The organism is Cellulophaga omnivescoria, from assembly GCF_027915275.1.
Classification (GTDB): domain Bacteria; phylum Bacteroidota; class Bacteroidia; order Flavobacteriales; family Flavobacteriaceae; genus Cellulophaga; species Cellulophaga omnivescoria.
The window spans coordinates 2,491,080-2,510,892 of sequence record NZ_CP115819.1 but is presented as its reverse complement, the minus strand read 5'-3'; the positions used below and the strand labels follow the sequence as shown (position 1 = coordinate 2,510,892).

Here is a 19,813-nt window from a genome sequence, read left to right as displayed (position 1 = left end):
AACCAATCAAACTTACCAATCCAATGTTTAAAAACATCTTATTATTTTGTATTGCTTTAATAAGCACTACACAACTTTTTGCGCAAGAAAGTTACACATTTGGACAATTATCTGATTTTGATAAAAACTTTACTGTTTATGAAAAAGATAGTACAGCTAATGCTGTTGTACTTTTTGAAAAAGGCGACAATTACTTTAAGGTAATAGATAATAGGATACAAGTAGTAAAAAAGTATTATTCAAAAATAAAAATACTAAAAAAAGAAGGGCTTTCTAAGGCCAATGTAGCTATTTCATATTATACGAATAGCAAGGTTAGTGAAAAAATTGATGAAATTAAAGCTGTTACTCACAATGGACAATCTAAGGTAAAATTATCGTTAAATAATATATTCACCGTTCGTGAAAATGAAAGATGGTCTAATAAAAAATTTGCTTTTCCTGAAGCTAAGGTTGGCAGTATTATAGAACTTGAATACACTGTAACATCTCCATTTATATACAATTTTAAAGGATGGCAATTTCAAACTAACATCCCAAAAATATATAGTGAGTTTAATGCAAAAATACCCGGAAACTATGTTTACAATAGAAGTCTAGTTGGCTTTTTAAAGTTGGACACTAACACTTCTGAGATAGAAAAAAGATGTTTTAAAGTAGATGGTTACCCAGAGAGTGCTGATTGCGAGGTATTAAAATATGCTATGAAAAATATACCTGCATTTAACGAGGATGAAAATTTTATGCTTTCTCCTAAAAATTACATTTCTAGAATAGACTTTGAGTTATCTGTACAATATGATTTAAAAGGAGGTAGAAATAGATTTACGCAAACTTGGCAAGATGTAGATAAAGAGTTTAAACAAGATAAAAACATAGGTAGACAATTAACTAAAAAAGGTTTTTTTGAAAAAAATGTACCAGAGTCTCTATTAACAGAAGGCGACTCTTTAACAAGAGCTAAAAACATTTTTAATTTTGTTAAGGATAGATTTACATGGAACGGTAAATATGGTATTTATAGAGACATAAGGGTAAAAAGTGCTTTTGACAACAAAAAAGGGAATATAGGCGAAATAAATATATCTTTAATAAACTTACTTAATAGCGCCGGTTTAAAAACAGATTTAGTGTTATTATCTACCAGAAGTAATGGTTTACCTAAAAAATCGCACCCCGTAATGTCTGATTTTAACTATGTGATTGCTAAAACTATAATTGGCGGAAATACTTATTTACTAGATGCCTCGGACAAGTTAATGCCATTTGGTATGCTACCGTACAGAGCATTAAACTACCAAGGTAGAGTAATGGATTTTAAAAATGATAGTTATTGGGAAACTATTACGCCACAAGAAGATAATCAGCATTATGTTTTAGCTAACTTAGAATTAGATCCAGAAAGTCATAAAATTACAGGTTCCTACAATGAAATGAATAGTGGCTATTTAGCAATTGAAAGAAAAAAAGTTTTAAATAGTACTACAGAAGATGACTACTTAAATAGCAAAGAAAAACTAATAGGCACCAGTGCAGAAATTAATGAGTATAAATTTCTAGAAGAACAAAGTAATGAAAAACGTACTGTTGAAAATTTCACCTATACAAACAACACTGTGCTAGACCAAAATACTTTGTATATTAACCCATTTTTAGTAAAGTCTTTTGGCTCTACTAATCCATTTACCGCAGATGAACGTAAATACCCAGTAGATTTTGGCTTTAAACGTACTTACACTTATGCAGCCAAAATAAAAATTCCTGCAGAATATAAGGTTGTAGAAATACCAAAAAGTATCAATTTATCCTTATCAAATAAAGGTGGCAGATTACAAATGCTTGTTACTTCAAAACCTGGATTAATTACGGTGTCCTTCAAATTAATAATAAATAAAGAACAATATAGTCCTGAAGAATACTTTTCTTTAAAAGAACTTTTTAAACAAGTCACTAACACTCAAAACAATTCCCTGGTCGTCTTAAAAAAATTATAAATTATTATCTAATTAGTAAAAAAAATCACAAATAATTTAGTTTTAGCTGGTTAATTTCCTACAAAACCAATACTTTTATCTTTCAACTAAAAATTTAGATAAAAGATGAAAACTATAAAATGTTTTTTAACATTTACATTTGTTGTGCTATGTTTTTCTTGTAATAATACAACAAAAGAAGCTGGTACTACTATTGGTTCATTATATATATCAGATGCTACACCAGTACCAGGAGACTCTTTACACATTAGTTACAAAACTAAAGCCAATGAAAAAGACCTTAGTGCTTTTTATTACTATACTGTAGGCTATAAACAATACCCTGTAGATATTAATTTAACTAAAGTAGATAGTTTATACAAAGCATCTATAATGATACCAGATTCTGCCATTGCAGTAGCGTTTAATTTTAAAAATAAAAAAGAGTTTGATACTAATAATGACAAAGGATACTTATTGCCTTTAACAAATGCTAACGGAGATACTTTAGCTGGAGCTATTGCTAGTTTAGCTAATTTTAAGTTAAGAATGGGATCTAATCTTGGATTAGATGTTAATAAAAAGGCTATTTTTAAAGAAATGAGTTCCGATATTTTATCGCATAAAAATATTCAGAAAGAATGGGATGCAGTATTCCCTAGAACCTTTATAGCTGAAAATAAAGTGGAAGCAGAAAAATATATTAAAGAAAGAATAGCTTCTTACACTGAAAATTACAATTTAACAGAGCAAGATTACAGAAACCTTAATGCCCTATACCAAACCTTAGGAGATAAAAACAAAGTAGACTCTCTACAGCTTGTGATGATAGATAAGTTTCCTACAGGTATAAATGCGCAACAAAAAGCTTGGACCAATTTTTATAAAGAACCAAACTACGACAAGCAAAAACAATTATTTGCAGATTTTAAAGAACAGTTTGGAGATAAAAGTAAAATTAAAGACTATATGGTTAGTAGGCTTGCTAATAAAGCCATAGAAAATGGTAATAAAGATGAGTATTTGCAATTAATGGCTCAGGTATCTGATAAAAATATGCTAGCTGGTACTTACAATAGTCTTGCTTGGAACTATGCAGAAAAAGGAGAAAATTTAGATTTTGCTGCAGAAATTTCTAAAAAATCTTTAGATGAAATTAAAAAGGCTTTAAACAATACAGAAGATAAACCAACCTACAGCACTACGTCTCAGTTTATAAATAATATGACAAGTACATATAATATGTATGCAGATACATATGCCCTAATTAAATTTAAACAAGGTGAGATTAAAGAAGCTATAAAGTATCAAAAAGAAGCAATTGCAGATGGTAAAGATCCGGAGTTAAATGAACGTTACATTATGTTTTTAAACGAGGACAAACAATATAAAACCATTTTAAAAGATGCTGCAAATTTTATTAAAGATGGTAATACTACAGCACAAATAAATAATTACTACAAAAATGCGTATGTTATAGAAAACGGTTCTGAAGATGGTTTTACAGAAAATTTACAAGCTTTAGAAGAAGTTGGGTATCAAAAATTGGTTGTAAAGACCAAAGAAGAAATGATAAACAAAAAACCAAAAAACTTTAAACTTAAAAACCTTAAGGGAGAAACAGTAGAACTTACCGATTTAAAAGGTAAAACTGTTGTTTTAGATTTTTGGGCTACTTGGTGCGGACCTTGTAAAGCTTCTTTTCCGGGTATGCAAAAGGCCGTAGACAAATATAAAAACAATGAAAATGTAGTATTTTTATTTGTAGACACTATGGAAAGTGGTGACTATGATACCAGGAGTAAATTAGCAGGAGACTTTATAAAAAATAACAACTATACTTTTAATGTTGTAGTAGATAACCCAGTAAAAGAAGGAGGTAGAGAATATAAAGTAGCATCTAATTTTGAAGTTACTGGCATACCAACAAAGGTAATTATTGGCCCAGATGGTAACATAAAATTTGTATCTGTTGGCTACAGTGGTAGTGCAGATAAGCTTGTAAAAGAATTATCATTAAAAATTGACTTGCTAAACTCGTAACCATTTACATTTAGTTATCAATAAAGGCAACTCTAACCAGTTGCCTTTTCTTTTTAGTACCAATTACTATTTACTTGCCATAAAATTTTTCATTACGTACTTGGTAAGCATCTTTAAGCACAGCGGTTAAAACAACATCATTAACTTCTTTTAAAGATGTATAACGCAAAGATTTCATTTTTTTACGGCCATCAGCAACTAAAAAATTAGTGTATTGCGTTAAGTAATGTCCGTTTTTAAAAACTAAATCTACATAATTTTTAGTGCAGTTTAAATGACAAAATGGACTATTATCTACATAAAAATATGGTACTCTATATTTAAACTTTAAGTCTGTATTAGGTACGTTACGTACTATAAATGCTTGTAAATGCATTAAAATAGCTCTATAATTTTCTGGTGCATTATAAATATATTCTTCTGCTGGTTTCATACTTTAAATATATAAATTTTACATTGGCCATTGCACAGTACAATTATTTTAACTTACTTTGTTTTTCAAAGTACTTTAAATATGGATTCTAAAAAATACTTAGACGATATTTCTGAGATTAAAAATATGATGAGCAAATCGTCTCGTTTTATGTCATTAAGTGGCTTATCAGGAATTTTAGCCGGTGTATATGCTTTAATAGGTGCATATTTGGCTCATAACATTATACACCCCATTAAAGCAGAACCTAGCCAGTTAAAACGTTTTTTTATGACGTTTGGCGCATTAGACAGCTTATTAATAATAGCAATAAGTGTTATGGTACTAGCCTTAGTAACGGGTACTATACTCACCTATTTTAAAGCTAAAAAAAGTGGTGAAAAAATGTGGGATGTATCTAGTAAACGCTTATTGTTAAATTTTTTATTACCATTAGTTGTAGGTGGGCTTTTCTGTTTGGTATTAATACAATATGAATACATAAAAATTGTTGCACCTGCTACCTTAATTTTTTACGGTCTTGCTTGCGTTAATGCCAGCAAATATACATTAGGAGGCGTACGTTATTTAGGCATTACAATAATTGCTATTGGTTTAATATCTACACAATTTGTTGGTTATGGTTTGTATTTTTGGGCTTTAGGTTTTGGAGTTTGCCACATAATTTATGGATCTTTAATGTACTTTAAACACGACCGTAACTAAGTATGAGTATTATAAACAATATTAATAAAGCATTTGATCATCGTATTAGATTAGGCATTATGTCTATTTTAATGGTGAATGATTATGCAGATTTTAATATGTTAAAAGAATTATTAGGTGCTACAGATGGTAACATTGCCAGCCATACTAAGTCTTTAGAAAAAGCAGAATATATAAAGGTTGAAAAACAATTTATTGGTAAAAAACCAAATACACGCTATTACGCCACTAAATTGGGTAAGTTAGAATTTAAGAAACATATAAATGCACTTGAAAAATTAATAGGAAAACAATAATACTTTTTTTACAAATTTACTTTGAAAAACAAAGTACTTTACAAAAATAATATGAGAGCATTACTATTAGAAAAATTATACGATTGGAGCAAAATTCCGTACCAAAGGTTTGTAAAAAACAACAATGCTTGGAACGTAAAAATTAGCACTTTATTAAGTTACCCAAAAGGCACTTTAGGTAATGGTCTTGGGCTCTTTATAACCAAACATAATTTTGAACTACAAGACAAATTAGAAAGCCATGATGTATTTCATGTACTTACAGAAACAGGAATTACTGTACCAGAAGAAATTAGTATGCAGTTTTATCTAATGGGTAATGGTAAGCGTAGTTTGTACTTATACGCTGTTGTATTTTTAGGACTACTACTCTACCCAGACTATTATAAAACATTTAAAAACGCATATACTAAAGGTAATAATGCATTACAATTTCATCAATTAGAATTTTTAAAAATGTTGCATATACCAGTTAAAAAAATTAAAACAACCTTTTTAATATCATAAAAATGAAACAGAAATTAATTTTATTTACTAAGTCTAATATTGGTTTATTAGCTGCAATTGGCTTTGCCTTTTTTATTTTAGCGGTACGCATAAAAATTACAGGTTCCTTATTTTTTAGTTTTTTAGTGTGGAACTTATTTTTGGCTGGTTTACCCTATTTATTTTCTCAGGTATTAAAGTACCTAAACAATAGTAACTATAGCAAAATAGGACAATTTGGAGTTTTTGGAATGTGGTTACTGTTTTTACCTAATAGTCCGTATATAATTACAGACCTTATACATTTACAAAACGAAAGCTCTACTATGGTTTGGCTAGATTTGCTACTTGTTTTTGTATATGCAATTATTGGTTTATTACTTGGTTTATTCTCTATGATAGATGTTTACCACGTGTTAAAAAATAAATATGATGCTAAAAATGCTAACTTTTTTATGATATACCTATGCTTACTTTGTGGTTATGGCGTATACTTGGGTAGGTTTTTACGCTTTAACTCTTGGGATTTATTTACAAAACCACATATACTTGCCTACAATATTGCACACAGTTTAACCAATTACAATGTTTGGGCAATGACGTTTGCTTTTGGCAGTTTGTTATATATTTTATTTTGGACACTTCACAAAAAAATAGTGTTTAAATAATAAAATACTATTTGCCATCTACATAGTCTTGTAAATATGAAAACCTATCGGTTAACTTGCCATCTTTTGTCATTCTAGCACGTTCTAACACTCCGTCTTTATCATCATTAAAAAAGGCGGGGATTACGTGTTTTATAAAAGACTTACCAAAGCCTACGCTTGCATCTCTTGGTAACTCACATGGTAAATTATCTACAGCCATTACTGCTATGGCATTAGGATTTTTATAATCTGTTTCTTTACCTGTTTCTGGATCATAACCATACACAGGATCTGCAATTGTAGATGCTTTAATGGTTGTAGCCACAGGACCATTAATATCACAACTAATATCTGCTAATACTTTTATTTTAAAATCTGACTGTTTTGCATCTTCCTTTGTAAATAAGTACGGTGCTCCGTCTCCATAAAAATGACCCGCAATATAAATATCTGACACTTTTGCAAACCTAAAAAAGTTAGATTTATATTCTGATGGATTTATAAAAAACTCTTGTTTGTTACTGCGCTCGCCATCTTTACGTTTGTTGTAATCTAAAACGTCTATTTGGCAATAAACGGGCATTGTAAATTTTTTATTTAAATAGTCTTTTAAGCCTACTTGCTCTAAGCCCATACCGTCTAACATTTCTTTGGCCCCATTACCAACACGACCTTTACCTGTTAGCACAATTTTAATATTTGGCAATATTATTTTTTTTAATTGCGCTATTAACGCGTCTTGGTCCTTAAGGGTTTCTGCTTTAGGTAAATTATACGTACCATATTTTAAACCATAAGCTCTAAAACCATTGTATGCACCTACTATACCTGCATACTTGCCAAAGGCTACTAGGCGAGTGTTTTTTTGACTTACAATAACTTCATGGTCGTAAAACTCTATATTTTTTTCTAAAATGGCTTTTAGTAGCGCTCTGTTATAGGGCTGTTTTTTTATGGTGTGCGAAAAGAAAAAATATTTTTTATTTGGTATTAATGCATCTATAGGTACTTCTTTAACACCTATAAGCACATCACAATTTTGCATTTGGTTGGCTACTGTAATATTTTGCTCGGTGTATTCAAAATCATTGTAAACCCTAATGTCTGATGGTTCTACTATTACTTGAGCTTGTTTGAAGGTTTTTATTACTTTATTGCAAGCTTCTGGAGATAATACCACACGACGGTCTGGCGGGTTTTTACGTTCTTTAATGATTCCGAATTTCATAGAAAATTGTTTTATAACTTAAAATTTAAGCATAGTTGTAAATGTAACATATGACAAGATGACAAACAAAACTTTTTTTGGAATACTTTTTGAATTACCTTTGCCGACCGCGTTAGGGATAGCAGCGACATCTTTTTTGAGTTTTATAGCTATAAAACTTAAAAAAATATAGCGAATAGCCCGTTAAAACGCCATAATAATTACTGAGATATTGGGGCCGACTGGTTTTGACAGCGAGATTAATTGAACAGTAAGCACGTCGTGTAATGGCATTGAAACACGTTAAAGGCTATACCAACTTTTTAAACGGCGAGAATAACTACGCTTTAGCTGCATAATCTGAATTATAGTAAGATTGGCCTAGGTACACAAGGTGTACAAGCTTTATGTCTCCGGAAAGCCTTGATTGACGGCGTTCTATTTTGAGGCATCGTAAATGTCAATATAGATTAGGTAGTGCTTTGTTACCTTTTTGAAACTAAAGAAGATAAGTTATAAGTAGGTTGTCTTTAACCAGCTTATAATCGAAAAAACAAGAAAAGACTAAGCGTGTAGAAAGCTCTTTGGTTACTTGTTTGGACGAGGGTTCGAATCCCTCCGGCTCCACAAGAACAACTAAGTTGTTAAATTAAAAACCTGCCTTTTAATGAGCAGGTTTTTTTATGTTTAAAATTTGCTATCTGTTTTCTTTTATAAACTTGGTCGGGTCTATGTACCCTTTTTTGTTTATGGCGTAACCTGAACCTACAGGTAAATTTATATCTGCTCTAATTTCTAAATGTAAATGCGCTAAATATTGGCCATCTGCATTGCCTATTGTTGCTATTTTTTGCCCAATTTTAACATACTGGCCCTTGGTAACTAAAATTGTATTACAGTGTGCGTATAAGGATTCTACTATTTTACCATTTGGTTTTTGGTGCCATATTCTTATTACTTTTCCCCAGCCTCCGCCAATATCTTCTGCAAAGTTTACATATCCATTTGCTATGGTGTAAATAGAATCTCCTAGGTCTGAGTTTCCTCCGGTAACAGCATTCCAGTCGTCTCCTAAATGGTTATTTTCTCCAAATACTTGCGCATTGTAATAGCCTTTTGCATTTGGTTTGCCAACAGGGAAGTTAAAATTAGTTGCTATATAGTCGGTTTTACTTTTAAATATTTTTTTAACCTCTTGCTCTTTGCCTACTATAGGTACAACCTGCTCTTTTACTTGCTCTTGCTTTTGTTTGTTCTGTTCTTGTTTTTTTTGACCTTTAGAAAACGTACAAGCAGCGCAGAGTAGTAATAGTAGTGTATATTTTAGAGGTTGAGAATTTATCATATTAAAAAGGTTTAAATGTTATTTTACAGCCTTAGATTTTATTACTCCATTTATGCTTTTGTACTTTTTGTATGAGCCAATTTTACCGGAATCATAAACATATTCATCATAATAATCTTGCGTAACATGGTACACAAAATAATGCCCTTGGTAAGGTTTATTATTTTTGTATTTGCACGTTACAAATTTACCTGTAAGGGGATTTAAACTCTTTTTTAGCAGCAGTTCATCATTAGCAAATGTATTTTCTGCAATTAATTTACCTTCATAGTATACACTTTGTACTCCGTCCTTTTTACTGTTTTTATAATAGGTATGTGTAACTTTTAACCAACTGCTTTTAATATCTAATCCATTTATGGGGTCAGTGCCTTTATAGATACCAAATCCTATTTTTTTGCCTTTGCTAGTGTACCAATACACACTATCTTTTTCTTTACCATATACTGTAGTTGCTAAAGGGTAATGGTCATTTGGAGCTAAAAACTCAATTCTTTTAGCGGTTACACCATTTTTATATAAATATTTAACTGTTGCAGCCTTATAAATACCATTGTATATTTTACCATTTTTGTATTCACTAGTATACGCTATTTTTCCGTTTTTTAAATAGGTGGTAGCTACACCATTTAATACTCCGTTTACATAGTTGGCAGTATTTGTTTTTGTACCTTTTTTATCATAAAATGTAATTTTACCTTCCATAACTTCTTGTTCTAGGTTAGAAAAATGACCATTCATTTGTAATACACCATTTATATAAAAGTCTTTTACGTGAAAAAGAGAATCGTTCTTTTTGGTAACAACTCTGTAAAACTGTGCTTTATTTTTGGTTGTTGTTTTCCAATCTTTATCAAAATAAATTTTTGATTGACTGTAGGTATTTTGAAAATAAAATAAGCATACCAATGTTATTACAGCACTTTTTAGAACTCCTATTTTTATATTTTTCATTCTTATTTTTTAAAAATTAAATTGATAGTCCTTTTAAATTTACCTCATCTACTAATTTTAGTAGCTTATACTTTTTAAGCAAGCCAATTATATACTTACCCAATTGTTTAGAAACACTACTTTTATAGTTGTTATGATTTTGTACATTTTTTAGATTAATATTTCCGGTTATTGAAGAAATATGTACTTCTGTAGCTGCTTTACCTTTATTGTATATTAAAAATACAATATTGTAATGATGCAACAACGCTCTAGACTGTTTGTACGATTCTGGACTTTGCAGCTTTCTTATATATGTGTCTTGGTCTTTTTTATCTAATACAGTACTACCCAATTCTTTTTTATACTCCTTAACTTTTGCACCTGGGTTTGAAGTTTCTTTAGTCTGTATATACCAAATAGAAAGCTTAACGCTATCTACCTTAGCCGGAATAAAATTCTTTTGCAACTTATTTGCTTGAGAAAAACAAAAGGAAGAACTTAATAATAAGCATACAATTAGTACCTGTTTCATATTTTATAAATTGCTAAAAAATTTATCTTATTCATTTAGTGCTAAACTGTCTTGAGGTATTGGTATTTGATTTATCCTAGAAAACGAGATATAGTATACAATACCGGGCTCATTATAAATAAGGCTAATGCTTACTTTATTAGAGTTATATTGTACCACATAGTTGTTCTCATATGCCGGTTTACCAAATTTTTGTTTTACTTCTGTAATGCTAGATTTACCCAATATAAGTCCGTTATAAAACTTTGCTTTTGCATTGTCTAAAGTTATTAGGGTTAATACTTGCTCTTTTGGCTCTGGCGTATTTTCTACCCAACTTTTATTAAAGTTTAGCTCTATACCAAGTGCGTTATTTTTTAAGCTAGTCCCAGAGCTCCACATTGGGCTAGAGTTACCACAGCTTAAACTTCCGTTTTTAGTTTCTGTAAAAGCTACTTTATGTTGATTTTTAAAATCAGAATATGTTAATGAGTCTATTTTTAGTGAGGAAATGGTAAAATCCTTACCAATAAGCAAAGTGTCATTTAAGTTTAAATTATATACGTTCTCTTTTTCCTGTTTTTTTTCAATCTTTTTTTTAGCTGTATTACCACAAGAAATTAAACAGAAAACTATAAGACCTAGCGCGCTATACTTCATAAATATTGTTTGTTATTAAAACAATAATACACACTATTACACAACAATTTGTATTGCAATAAATATTCGTAAGGGTAGGTTGTATATTTATTATAATTACTTTACATCTTTTTTGTTTTGCTCTTTAACAATACCACCTACTAATATACCTAGTATACCAGAGAGTGTAAAAAATGGCCAGCCAAAAAGTGCTAAAAAATAAAATTCTTGTAAATTACTTACAGTACTAATAAGCAAAATTAAAAAGACTGTAAAAAAAGGATAAAAAAACAGTTTAAGTTTAGAAGCAAAAACACCTGTAGATGCATAATAAACAGGTATTAAACCAATAATAGCCGGTAGTATTAATAAAAAAATTATTCCCTGGTTAAATATATCTAAGTCTGCACTTAATACCCTTAGCAGTATACCATAAGGTACAGCCAATAAAAAACCTGCGTAGGTTTTTATTTTTTTTATAAATGTTGCATCAGAAATATTCATTTATTAACCCAAAATGTTACTCCTCTAAATTATATAACTTTTCTGTAAAATATTGTTTTAAGTGATGTAAACGAGACTCTGCAATTGAGTTTACTTCTTCTATTTTAGACAAATTAGAAATGTAAAATAAATAACGGTTAAGTTTGTCTCTGTCTAATTTGTTACTTAATTCAGTTCCAAAAATTATTTTTTTTAGTAGTTGTACTTTTGTTAGATCATCATTATCTTGATTACTTTCTTTTATAGATTCTAAATTTTGTAATAACGCTTCTAACATTATATTTCCATTTTTAACATCCTTGTTAGCATAAGCAGTTTTTAGCATATCTAAAGTAAAAATTCCTATCTCTGCATAAAGATGTTTAGGATAAAACTTGGTAAAAGATGTAAGCACATTTTCACATTTTTTTGTATCACCAACCTCTTGGTAGTGTTTGGCTAATAATTGGTATGATGATGTGTAATTGGTTAAGGTAGATAACCTAGTCTCTAAACTATTTTTATTCCCTTCATGAAACTGAAATTCGTGTACTAAAATAGCGTAAGTTTTTTCTGCATTTATACCAGCTAAATACCTATCATCTATAGGATTTTGTGGATTAGGAGTTATTTGGGAAACAAAACCTGTTTTTTCTAAATAACTAGACACTATAGGAACTTCATTAAAGGTACAGTAAATTGGTCTTGTTGTTATGTTAGACTCAATAATATCTAAAGCAAGTAAATCTCCTTTAATAATGTAATTGTCTTTGTAATTTAGCTTTAAAGTATCTTGCTTAAATGTAATAGCAATTTTTTTGTTATTTAAGTTAGCATATTGTTTTTGTGGCCTGTAAAATATAGATGTATCTTTTACATTTATTAAACGTAAGGCTTGTTTTAGATTTAAATACTCGGCATTGTTTTGTTTGTCTTTACCATCATCTAAAATTATGTATTCTAAGTTATTATTGCTGTACGCTTGTGGTGTAAGTGTAAATTTAACCAAGTTAGATTTTGCTTTATGTTCTCTTCTTAAAAAATTTACATAGCTATTTTGGTTTAGTAAACTGGTGTTAACTATAGTAATATCTTGACGGTATTTTAAACTTGCTTGGATATATAAAAACGGAAAAGTATCGTTATCACCAGTGGTAAATAAAATACCATTAGGTTCTACAGAATTTAGATAGTTTTTGGCATAGTCTATAATAAAATCTGTATATAGATTATTTGGTAAAAAAGCGGCAGCTTCCTCTTCATTTTGGTAAATACTTAGTGCTAAATAAGCACTAACGTATTCATTAGATAATTTTTGACAAATATTACCTACTACCGTTACAAATTCTGGATTTTTATTACATAAAATAGTGTAGTTTTTTATCGCTTTTTCTACGTAATCTTTATATGTTTTAAGTTGGTTTGCCGTAAATTGGTTTTCCCCACTTTCTAAAAAATTAAATTGTTCTTTAGGGTTTGCAAACTCGTAACTATTGTTTAACAAATGGCCAGATCTTATACTGTATGCTCTGCCTAGCGCATAGTGTTCTATATCTGTAAGGTCTGTTTTTTGTTCTAAAAATGTTATCACATCTTTAGTCCAACCCACGTAGCCATAATAAGGTAACACATTAAACATTTCATTGTAATAATAGTTTAAGTGATAGTTTGCTAAATCTGTGTTAACATTTGTATTGCTGGGAAAACTAATTTTTTGATATGCATTAGTAGACGCATTCCAATATAACTCTGGCTTTTCATAATCTTCCGTATTATAGTTATACTCTTGTATGTAGTAACCTTGTTTTTTTTTAATAAACCTAATATCACTTGTTCTTTGATTCGCGCGCAAATCATAACTTGTAAAAAAAGTAGTAACTATTTCTTTATACGACGGAAGATTATATGTAGCACTCTTGCAACTAACACAAAAAATGAAACACAATAAAAGAATGCTTTTTTTTATCATTTTGTTTTAATTAGATTATTACCTACAAAGTTCTATTTTATCCATTAAACTCATAATACTCAAATTTATATACCCAAGATTTATTAATAAGCTCTAGCGTAAAATTACCACCATAACAATCGCCAGGACTGCCTTCTAGGTTACCATATAACCTATAATACCCATCTACTTTTTTTAGGGCATATATAGTTATTGATGATAAATATCCATAGTATGCATAACTCTCCATTTCTCCATTCTCTATTATAGAAATTACTGTACCTAAATTTTCAGAATAAGAGTCATAATACTCAGTTACTACCACGTTTGCATTTTGTGAAGTTTTATATGTCTTCTGAGTAAATTTTAATGTTTTTTCTGTGTTATTATTCTCAAATAAATCTATATTTTCTAGCGCACAAGATAATTGCTTATTAATTTTAGCTCTGTTTTTTTGGCTTATATTTAAGCTGATTTCTTTTAGGTTTGGAGGTATAGAATCTATTGTTCTAGAACCAAAGCCTCCTCTTGTATGTTCCCACGTTTGGTCTATTAATTCAACTTGGTCTGCGCAGTTGTCTTTTCTTAATTCATAAATTCTATTGAAATAGACATAACCAACTTCGTTTAAAGTCGTTTTCACTAAAGTCCATTTCTCATTTTCTGCTTCAGGCAAAGCAAATTTAAATTCATCGTTTTTGTTTATTCTTGCAATTATTTTACTAGATGAATTTTTACCCTGTCTAACATTTACGTATCCATCAGCATCGTTAATTACTCCTGTTCTAATATGCCCATAATCTGGGAATTTAATATTCTGAGCTGATATGTGATAACAAAAAATGAAACAGAATAAAAGAATGCTTTTTTTAATCATTAGAGAAATGTAATTTTTTAAATATATTTTTTAATGAATACCAATACTAACAATAGCAAAGCAATTACCAAAATAGCAATTAATATTCGTAAGCGTGTGTTGTATATTTAAAATGCTCCTATTAGTTATTTTTAATAGTTTATTTCCCTAACCTCTAGTTTACCTATATCGCTTTTATTAAAAGAATTTTTAGACAACCTTTTGGTCCAATTACCATTTTTATCAAATGCTAAATATTTGTATTTTATACTAGATATAGTATCCTTATTTTTATTTATGGCTACTTTGTTATCAATAAATTTATCATCTGTATAATAATAAAAATGAGTATCTATTTTATCTCCGTTTACAAGAGTTACTTTAGAAAACCTATCATTTTGCTTTTCAACTCTAATAGAAAATAATAACTCGTTATTAGGAGCAAAAGATTCTTCTAAAATTAAAGAATCAGACACATACGTTATTTTACTTTTGTTGCGTAAAACATTGTATTTACTATAATAAAAAGATTCATAATTTTTACCTTTTGCATACTTAGTTGTTTTACTGCTAGTTCTGTTATTTTCTGCGTTTAAAGTAATATATTTAGTATACCTTCCTATACTATCAAAACTAACAATTAGGGTGTTTAACAAGTTAAGTTCATCTTCTTTAATTACGTTACTACTAAAATTAACCTTATATATTTTTTGTTTTAAAGTTTTAACTATACCTGTAAGTTCAAACCTATTCCATTCTCTTGCACCTTTAGCTTGGTCTTGCTGTTTAACAAAAGCACAACTTAACGGCAGAATTAGCAGTAATGTAACTAACAGCTTTTTCATTATTTGTGTTTGTTGTTTTACTACTTCTTTTTAAAATGAATGTATTTTTCTCCGCAATCATTTAACTTCACATAATAATTCATGGCATTACCGTAATTCTGAATTGTTATTTCCTCTGGACTATATTGGCCCTCTACACCAACTGTACGCTTGCCTATTTTTTTAAGCTTTGCATATTCCTTTTCTTTTTCTGGATCTTCCTCTGCTAAGCTTACATCAAAATAATCTTCAGCGTATTCAATCTCTGATAGGTTTATGTATAAACCATCTTCTCTGTAAAAATTAAGCTTTCCTTTTAAATTTCGTTCTTTAGATTTATAGCTGTAGTAGTACTCGCCTTTAGATTTTGTAAATAATAAAGTTAAATTACACATATCATTATAATACTCCCCTATTAAATCTTCTGGTAACGCTGTAACTTTTTTGGCTGATTGTGTTAAAACTAAAGGATACTCTTTTTTGTTTTCTGCATTTACCCAAACCCCTTTTATACCAGAATCTTCAATTTTTCCTTTTAAAATAGCCAGTGTATCATTTTTATAATTTAGCTCGTATGCAAGTAAACTATCTGTTACAACTGTACCTACTACTTTTATATCTACACCTATTTTTTTGTAATAATAAAACCCATTTATATAGCCTTCCTTATTATCTAAGTTAAAGGCTACATCTAAATTGTTGTTTATTTTTCCGGTATAGCTTCCTAAGCTTATGTCCTTGTTTAATGGTTTAGATGGTTCTTCTTTTTTATTAGTCTCTTCTGCTTTATTAGAAGTAACTTCTGTGGCTTTAATATCTTCTGTTTTCGTTTTTTTGTCTGCACAAGAAACTAAAACTATTGTAAGTGCTGTAAGTAGGATTTTTTTCATTTTTATAAAGGATTATTGTTTATTTATAACTTATCTAGCGTTATTCTTGATTTTGTTTTTTGAGCAAACCTGCTTCTCCAATCGTTTATATTAAAATTGTTTCTTTCTTGAAAAGAAGATGTTTCCCAGTACATCATTAATGCATAATTCTGCTCTAACAACATAGCTTTGTTAGTATCCCCTATTTCATAGAGTTCTGTAAAAACATCTTTAATTATTTCGTAATTTTTATTTTCTTTCTGGCCTCCAAAGTTAAGATCTAAATTTTCTCTATTTTTAAATAATGGGTGATTCTCTAGCTCTTTTACTGGTGTACAGTTTTTTAGCAATCTTAACACATTTTGAGAAGGAAACTCTATAGCCCAATTAGAAATTACCGCGTTTATTATACACTTCTGAAAATCTAACTCATTGCCAATTCTTTTATATTGTGATGCTAATTTAAACCAGTTTTCGCTTAGTTCTCCAAAACTTTTTGTACTCTTTTTATAAAACTCAATAGCTTTATTTACATTATTATCTTTTAAGCATTGGTTTCCTTTTCCTAAATAATTGTATACAAAATTTTCATCTTCAATTTCTTCATCACCATAATCAAAATCGTTTAGTTTATACCATTCTAAAAATTTATCTAAAGATGAAAAACTAGGTCTAATAATACCTTCATCATGAATCATTTCGCAAACAATAGGTTCTTTATCCTCTTTACCAAACTCCCAATACAATCCAAAGTAATCTCCGTTGCCCAAGCTAGCTTCATAAAAATGTAAAAAACCATTTGGCGGGTACACACCTACTTGTACTTCCTTGTTTAAAGATATTTCTGTAATATTATTTGGCAGTTTCATAAGGTACTGGTGTGCTTTAACTATATTTTTTTAATCGTTTTTATTGCTCTTTTTTCTCTCTACAGCCCATTTACGTATTACTTCATTTAAAGCTCCAAATCCTATAAAACCTAAAAACAATCCTATTGGCATACCAATTAAAGTTTTCCAAAATTCTTTAGGGTTCATTTTATAATCTGGTAAGTAAGCCCAATATAAAAATGCAGCAAAAAGGATTCCCAAAATTACTACAATTATATACTCCATATTTGTGTTTTCATCATCTTAAAACTCCTCTAACAAATAAAAAAATACCTAATCCAATTATCCCAAAAGAAACTATACTACCTCCTGTTTTGTATAGTAATAATAAGCCCATAAGTAATAAAACTACACCAACAATTCTGTTGGCTTTAGACTTCTTTTCTACTTTTTCTACACTCTTTTTTAACTCTGGTGAAATTGTAAACAAATGCTCTGTAAAATTATTCATCATTTGTCCAATATTATCAGCGTTATTTATTACAGTGTCTCTAAATTCCTTATCACTTTTTGCTTTTTTATTTAAAGCATCTGTTAACTCATTTTGTAAACCTCTTGCAACTGCTTCGTTTTTAAAAACTGTTAATTGCTCTTCTGTAAACTTATCTATATTAAAAACAATTATATTAAGTAAGTCTTGTTGTGGCAAGTCTTTTACAGAGTCCATAATACTATTTTTTCTAGCATTATTAGCTTCTATAGCTTCGGCTAATTGCGCCTCTAATCCTCTTATATGTATTTCTTCTGTATAAGCTCTATGCTCATCGTTACAAAGGTCTCTATGTAATAAGCTATCAAAAAGCACTTCATTAGAAAATTTTTTAGCACTACTTTTAAAATCATTATAGTTCATAAGTTAGATTTGGTTATTACTACAATTTAAAACTGCTTTTTGTAATATTTATTTTCCTTTAACAGCTGCTTTTGCCCATTCTGTAGGTCTATCTCCAAAGCATTCTAATATAGCATCTACGCCTATAACAGTTCCCTTGGCTAACCTACCAAGTAAGGCTATTGGTAATTTATTTTTTGTGTCTTTTTCTATAAGATACCCATCTTTAGTTGTTTGTACCCCAAGATTATCGCTTACTATTTTTATAGACTCGTTATGAAGCAAACTTTTAACTAAGTCAGATTTTACTGCTGTAATTTTTGGTGCATCTAAAACTGAATTTATCATTACATTAAGTTCTATACTCTTATTGCCTGTACTTAAAACCCATCCATTAATAGATAATTCAATTTTTGGATTTTTTACAAAATCTAAATTTAAAATACCAGCTTTAACCAACGCCAACATTTGTTGTATGCTCTCTACCGGTGGACCATAAGAATATCTTTTAATTTCTTCATCTAACTTTATAATTTTTTCAAAAACAGTATTGCTGCAATTGTTATAAGATAACTGCTTATATATTGATGGCTGACAATGTCTCCATACCTGTCCAATACAAAAGTCTAAACTTACAGCACTTTTAGCTGTGGCCATACCTATGTAACTATTTAGTAAAGCCACAATTGGTGTTGCTGTAGGTAAAATTAGGCTATGCTTGTAATTCTGATTAGTTACCCATTTAAATGCGGCTTCTTCTACCTGTTTAAATGTATAATTTTTAGTTTCTAAAGTATGTGGTAATGAGGTATAAATACGTGCAACAATTGGCACTATGGCAGACACCAAAAAATCTACTCCTTTAGCATTACTTTGTGCTGTTTGATTTCCTATCTCTTTTTCAAAATTATAAATCTGCTCATCAGATGGTTTATATAAATCATCAATATTTTTATTTAATGGTTTGGGCACTGGAGGCAAGCCATCTAAAGAAAAAGGTACAATTATAGTTTGTAGTCTTGTACTACTAATAAACTCACTTTTTTTGGTGGCCTCATCTATAATTTTAAAAAAACCTTGTTTGGCTAGCACACCACGCATAACATCTAACATAGCTAACCCTAATCCTCTAACTCCAACTGTAGTTTTATTTGTTGTGTTGGTTACATCTATATAATTTTTAACCGGGTAAGGATCTAAAAAAAGCTTTACATTACTATTATTTTTAAAGTTACTGTGCCATTTAACCAATTGTGGTGTTACATATGTTGGTTGGTGACCTATGGCTAGCAAAACCTCATCTACATTAGTATATGTTTTACTAAGCGTTGTTATACTAACTTTAGCATTATTACTTAATTGTATGTTGGTTACTTTTTGTTGGTATAAAAAAGCAATTTTATGTAATAACAATGGTGTAATAAATGATGTAAAACGTTGCTTTAGGTATTCTCCTATTTTTGCTCTAGGAGGATATGTATCTGGTTCTGAACTCCCTATTTTATCAAAATTTAAATTGGCCCATTGGTGGTAACAAGAAAAACTTGGGATAGATATACCATTGTATACTACCTCATCTCTTTTAGGTAATGTAAGTATACGCTCTGTTATATTTATCCAGTTAGATTTTACTTGGTCTGTGCTATATACCTGTCCGTTTCCAAAATCGCCTGTTTCTTCAAACAATAGCAGCTCTACTGTAGTTTGGTCTTGCGCTAAACTTAATTGTGTTATAAAATTTTCTGCGGCATAAAGTCCTCTAGGCCCTACACCAATTATTGCTAACCTTTTGTTAATCACGTTATATGTTCGTATAGTTACATTATTATTTTAAACTGTTTACAATATACTAAACTTTAGCACAGAGCTTATGGCCTTTAGGTTACA

Annotated in this window: 21 protein-coding genes and 1 other RNA gene; 7 read left to right on the top strand and 15 right to left on the bottom strand. The window is 29.7% G+C overall.

Annotated features, from left to right (window positions below; all coding sequences use genetic code 11):
• Window positions 1-23 precede the first annotated feature (23 nt).
• Window positions 24-1,994, top strand: a complete 1,971-nt coding sequence (locus PBN93_RS11255; protein WP_271080678.1) for a DUF3857 domain-containing protein — start codon at window positions 24-26, stop codon at window positions 1,992-1,994.
• 105 nt (window positions 1,995-2,099) lie between these two features.
• The gene (locus PBN93_RS11250) at window positions 2,100-4,016 is read left to right on the top strand and encodes a TlpA family protein disulfide reductase (RefSeq protein WP_271080677.1); all 1,917 of its coding nucleotides are present in this window, start codon (window positions 2,100-2,102) and stop codon (window positions 4,014-4,016) included.
• Window positions 4,017-4,086: 70 nt separating this feature from the next.
• On the opposite strand, the gene PBN93_RS11245 is transcribed toward PBN93_RS11250, so the two are convergent.
• A complete protein-coding gene (locus PBN93_RS11245) occupies window positions 4,087-4,449 on the bottom strand; it encodes a DUF1801 domain-containing protein (protein ID WP_077406129.1) in 363 nt (120 codons plus the stop codon).
• 81 nt (window positions 4,450-4,530) lie between these two features.
• Between PBN93_RS11245 and PBN93_RS11240 the strand changes: the two genes are divergently transcribed.
• From PBN93_RS11240 to PBN93_RS11225, 4 genes are read left to right on the top strand one after another with little or no spacing between them, the layout of a single operon-like run.
• Complete coding sequence (locus PBN93_RS11240; protein WP_271080676.1) at window positions 4,531-5,154, top strand: hypothetical protein; 624 nt, start codon at window positions 4,531-4,533, stop codon at window positions 5,152-5,154.
• A 2-nt stretch (window positions 5,155-5,156) separates the two neighbouring features.
• A complete protein-coding gene (locus PBN93_RS11235) occupies window positions 5,157-5,450 on the top strand; it encodes a winged helix-turn-helix domain-containing protein (RefSeq protein WP_077406126.1) in 294 nt (97 codons plus the stop codon).
• Window positions 5,451-5,501: 51 nt separating this feature from the next.
• Window positions 5,502-5,957, top strand: coding sequence for a hypothetical protein (locus tag PBN93_RS11230; protein ID WP_271080675.1), 456 nt, complete (start codon window positions 5,502-5,504; stop codon window positions 5,955-5,957).
• 2 nt (window positions 5,958-5,959) lie between these two features.
• On the top strand, window positions 5,960-6,604 hold the full coding sequence (locus PBN93_RS11225; RefSeq protein ID WP_077406120.1) for a DUF1361 domain-containing protein: 645 nt from the start codon (window positions 5,960-5,962) through the stop codon (window positions 6,602-6,604).
• A gap of 7 nt (window positions 6,605-6,611) precedes the next feature.
• Here PBN93_RS11225 and PBN93_RS11220 read toward each other — a convergent pair whose 3' ends face one another.
• Window positions 6,612-7,814, bottom strand: coding sequence for an NAD(P)-dependent oxidoreductase (locus tag PBN93_RS11220; RefSeq protein WP_271080674.1), 1,203 nt, complete (start codon window positions 7,812-7,814; stop codon window positions 6,612-6,614).
• Window positions 7,815-8,027: 213 nt separating this feature from the next.
• On the opposite strand from PBN93_RS11220, the gene ssrA reads away from it, so the two are divergent.
• Window positions 8,028-8,423: a transfer-messenger RNA gene (gene ssrA, locus PBN93_RS11215) on the top strand.
• Between the two features lie 67 nt (window positions 8,424-8,490).
• Here the strand turns inward: ssrA and PBN93_RS11210 are convergent.
• The 13 genes from PBN93_RS11210 to PBN93_RS11150 all read right to left on the bottom strand — a co-directional run bounded on the left by PBN93_RS11210 (window position 8,491) and on the right by PBN93_RS11150 (window position 19,726).
• Window positions 8,491-9,138 (bottom strand): M23 family metallopeptidase, encoded by a 648-nt coding sequence (locus tag PBN93_RS11210; protein ID WP_271080673.1) that lies wholly within the window; start codon window positions 9,136-9,138, stop codon window positions 8,491-8,493.
• A gap of 18 nt (window positions 9,139-9,156) precedes the next feature.
• The gene (locus tag PBN93_RS11205; RefSeq protein ID WP_271080672.1) at window positions 9,157-10,092 is read right to left on the bottom strand and encodes a toxin-antitoxin system YwqK family antitoxin; all 936 of its coding nucleotides are present in this window, start codon (window positions 10,090-10,092) and stop codon (window positions 9,157-9,159) included.
• 16 nt (window positions 10,093-10,108) lie between these two features.
• On the bottom strand, window positions 10,109-10,606 hold the full coding sequence (locus tag PBN93_RS11200) for a hypothetical protein (protein WP_271080671.1): 498 nt from the start codon (window positions 10,604-10,606) through the stop codon (window positions 10,109-10,111).
• 27 nt (window positions 10,607-10,633) lie between these two features.
• Window positions 10,634-11,245, bottom strand: coding sequence for a hypothetical protein (locus PBN93_RS11195; protein WP_077406105.1), 612 nt, complete (start codon window positions 11,243-11,245; stop codon window positions 10,634-10,636).
• A gap of 96 nt (window positions 11,246-11,341) precedes the next feature.
• Complete coding sequence (locus PBN93_RS11190; protein WP_271080670.1) at window positions 11,342-11,728, bottom strand: hypothetical protein; 387 nt, start codon at window positions 11,726-11,728, stop codon at window positions 11,342-11,344.
• Between the two features lie 16 nt (window positions 11,729-11,744).
• The gene (locus PBN93_RS11185) at window positions 11,745-13,559 is read right to left on the bottom strand and encodes a hypothetical protein (protein ID WP_271080669.1); all 1,815 of its coding nucleotides are present in this window, start codon (window positions 13,557-13,559) and stop codon (window positions 11,745-11,747) included.
• A 154-nt stretch (window positions 13,560-13,713) separates the two neighbouring features.
• Entirely contained in the window at window positions 13,714-14,532 is an 819-nt protein-coding gene (locus PBN93_RS11180) for an SH3 domain-containing protein (protein WP_271080668.1), read from the bottom strand.
• 131 nt (window positions 14,533-14,663) lie between these two features.
• A complete protein-coding gene (locus PBN93_RS11175) occupies window positions 14,664-15,356 on the bottom strand; it encodes a hypothetical protein (protein WP_271080667.1) in 693 nt (230 codons plus the stop codon).
• 20 nt (window positions 15,357-15,376) lie between these two features.
• Window positions 15,377-16,225 (bottom strand): hypothetical protein, encoded by an 849-nt coding sequence (locus tag PBN93_RS11170; protein ID WP_271080666.1) that lies wholly within the window; start codon window positions 16,223-16,225, stop codon window positions 15,377-15,379.
• A 23-nt stretch (window positions 16,226-16,248) separates the two neighbouring features.
• Window positions 16,249-17,073 carry a hypothetical protein gene (locus PBN93_RS11165; protein WP_271080665.1) on the bottom strand — a complete coding sequence of 275 codons (825 nt, stop codon included), beginning with the start codon at window positions 17,071-17,073 and terminating at the stop codon, window positions 16,249-16,251.
• A 30-nt stretch (window positions 17,074-17,103) separates the two neighbouring features.
• A complete protein-coding gene (locus tag PBN93_RS11160) occupies window positions 17,104-17,319 on the bottom strand; it encodes a hypothetical protein (protein WP_271080664.1) in 216 nt (71 codons plus the stop codon).
• A 13-nt stretch (window positions 17,320-17,332) separates the two neighbouring features.
• Window positions 17,333-17,947: a hypothetical protein gene (locus PBN93_RS11155; protein ID WP_271080663.1), complete on the bottom strand. Its 615-nt coding sequence runs from the start codon at window positions 17,945-17,947 to the stop codon at window positions 17,333-17,335.
• 48 nt (window positions 17,948-17,995) lie between these two features.
• The gene (locus PBN93_RS11150) at window positions 17,996-19,726 is read right to left on the bottom strand and encodes an FAD/NAD(P)-binding protein (RefSeq protein WP_271080662.1); all 1,731 of its coding nucleotides are present in this window, start codon (window positions 19,724-19,726) and stop codon (window positions 17,996-17,998) included.
• Window positions 19,727-19,813 lie beyond the last annotated feature (87 nt).

Excerpts from the sequence above, each read along its gene's own strand:
- PBN93_RS11235 (WP_077406126.1), top strand. The coding sequence starts at position 5,157 with ATGAGTATTATAAACAATATTAATAAAGCATTTGATCATCGTATTAGA.
- PBN93_RS11165 (WP_271080665.1), bottom strand. The coding sequence starts at position 17,073 with ATGAAACTGCCAAATAATATTACAGAAATATCTTTAAACAAGGAAGTA.
- PBN93_RS11230 (WP_271080675.1), top strand. The coding sequence starts at position 5,502 with ATGAGAGCATTACTATTAGAAAAATTATACGATTGGAGCAAAATTCCG.
- PBN93_RS11255 (WP_271080678.1), top strand. The coding sequence starts at position 24 with ATGTTTAAAAACATCTTATTATTTTGTATTGCTTTAATAAGCACTACA.
- PBN93_RS11220 (WP_271080674.1), bottom strand. The coding sequence starts at position 7,814 with ATGAAATTCGGAATCATTAAAGAACGTAAAAACCCGCCAGACCGTCGT.
- PBN93_RS11205 (WP_271080672.1), bottom strand. The coding sequence starts at position 10,092 with ATGAAAAATATAAAAATAGGAGTTCTAAAAAGTGCTGTAATAACATTG.
- PBN93_RS11200 (WP_271080671.1), bottom strand. The coding sequence starts at position 10,606 with ATGAAACAGGTACTAATTGTATGCTTATTATTAAGTTCTTCCTTTTGT.
- PBN93_RS11195 (WP_077406105.1), bottom strand. The coding sequence starts at position 11,245 with ATGAAGTATAGCGCGCTAGGTCTTATAGTTTTCTGTTTAATTTCTTGT.
- PBN93_RS11155 (WP_271080663.1), bottom strand. The coding sequence starts at position 17,947 with ATGAACTATAATGATTTTAAAAGTAGTGCTAAAAAATTTTCTAATGAA.
- PBN93_RS11190 (WP_271080670.1), bottom strand. The coding sequence starts at position 11,728 with ATGAATATTTCTGATGCAACATTTATAAAAAAAATAAAAACCTACGCA.
- PBN93_RS11250 (WP_271080677.1), top strand. The coding sequence starts at position 2,100 with ATGAAAACTATAAAATGTTTTTTAACATTTACATTTGTTGTGCTATGT.
- PBN93_RS11160 (WP_271080664.1), bottom strand. The coding sequence starts at position 17,319 with ATGGAGTATATAATTGTAGTAATTTTGGGAATCCTTTTTGCTGCATTT.
- PBN93_RS11225 (WP_077406120.1), top strand. The coding sequence starts at position 5,960 with ATGAAACAGAAATTAATTTTATTTACTAAGTCTAATATTGGTTTATTA.
- PBN93_RS11210 (WP_271080673.1), bottom strand. The coding sequence starts at position 9,138 with ATGATAAATTCTCAACCTCTAAAATATACACTACTATTACTACTCTGC.
- PBN93_RS11240 (WP_271080676.1), top strand. The coding sequence starts at position 4,531 with ATGGATTCTAAAAAATACTTAGACGATATTTCTGAGATTAAAAATATG.
- PBN93_RS11180 (WP_271080668.1), bottom strand. The coding sequence starts at position 14,532 with ATGATTAAAAAAAGCATTCTTTTATTCTGTTTCATTTTTTGTTATCAC.
- PBN93_RS11245 (WP_077406129.1), bottom strand. The coding sequence starts at position 4,449 with ATGAAACCAGCAGAAGAATATATTTATAATGCACCAGAAAATTATAGA.
- PBN93_RS11175 (WP_271080667.1), bottom strand. The coding sequence starts at position 15,356 with ATGAAAAAGCTGTTAGTTACATTACTGCTAATTCTGCCGTTAAGTTGT.
- PBN93_RS11170 (WP_271080666.1), bottom strand. The coding sequence starts at position 16,225 with ATGAAAAAAATCCTACTTACAGCACTTACAATAGTTTTAGTTTCTTGT.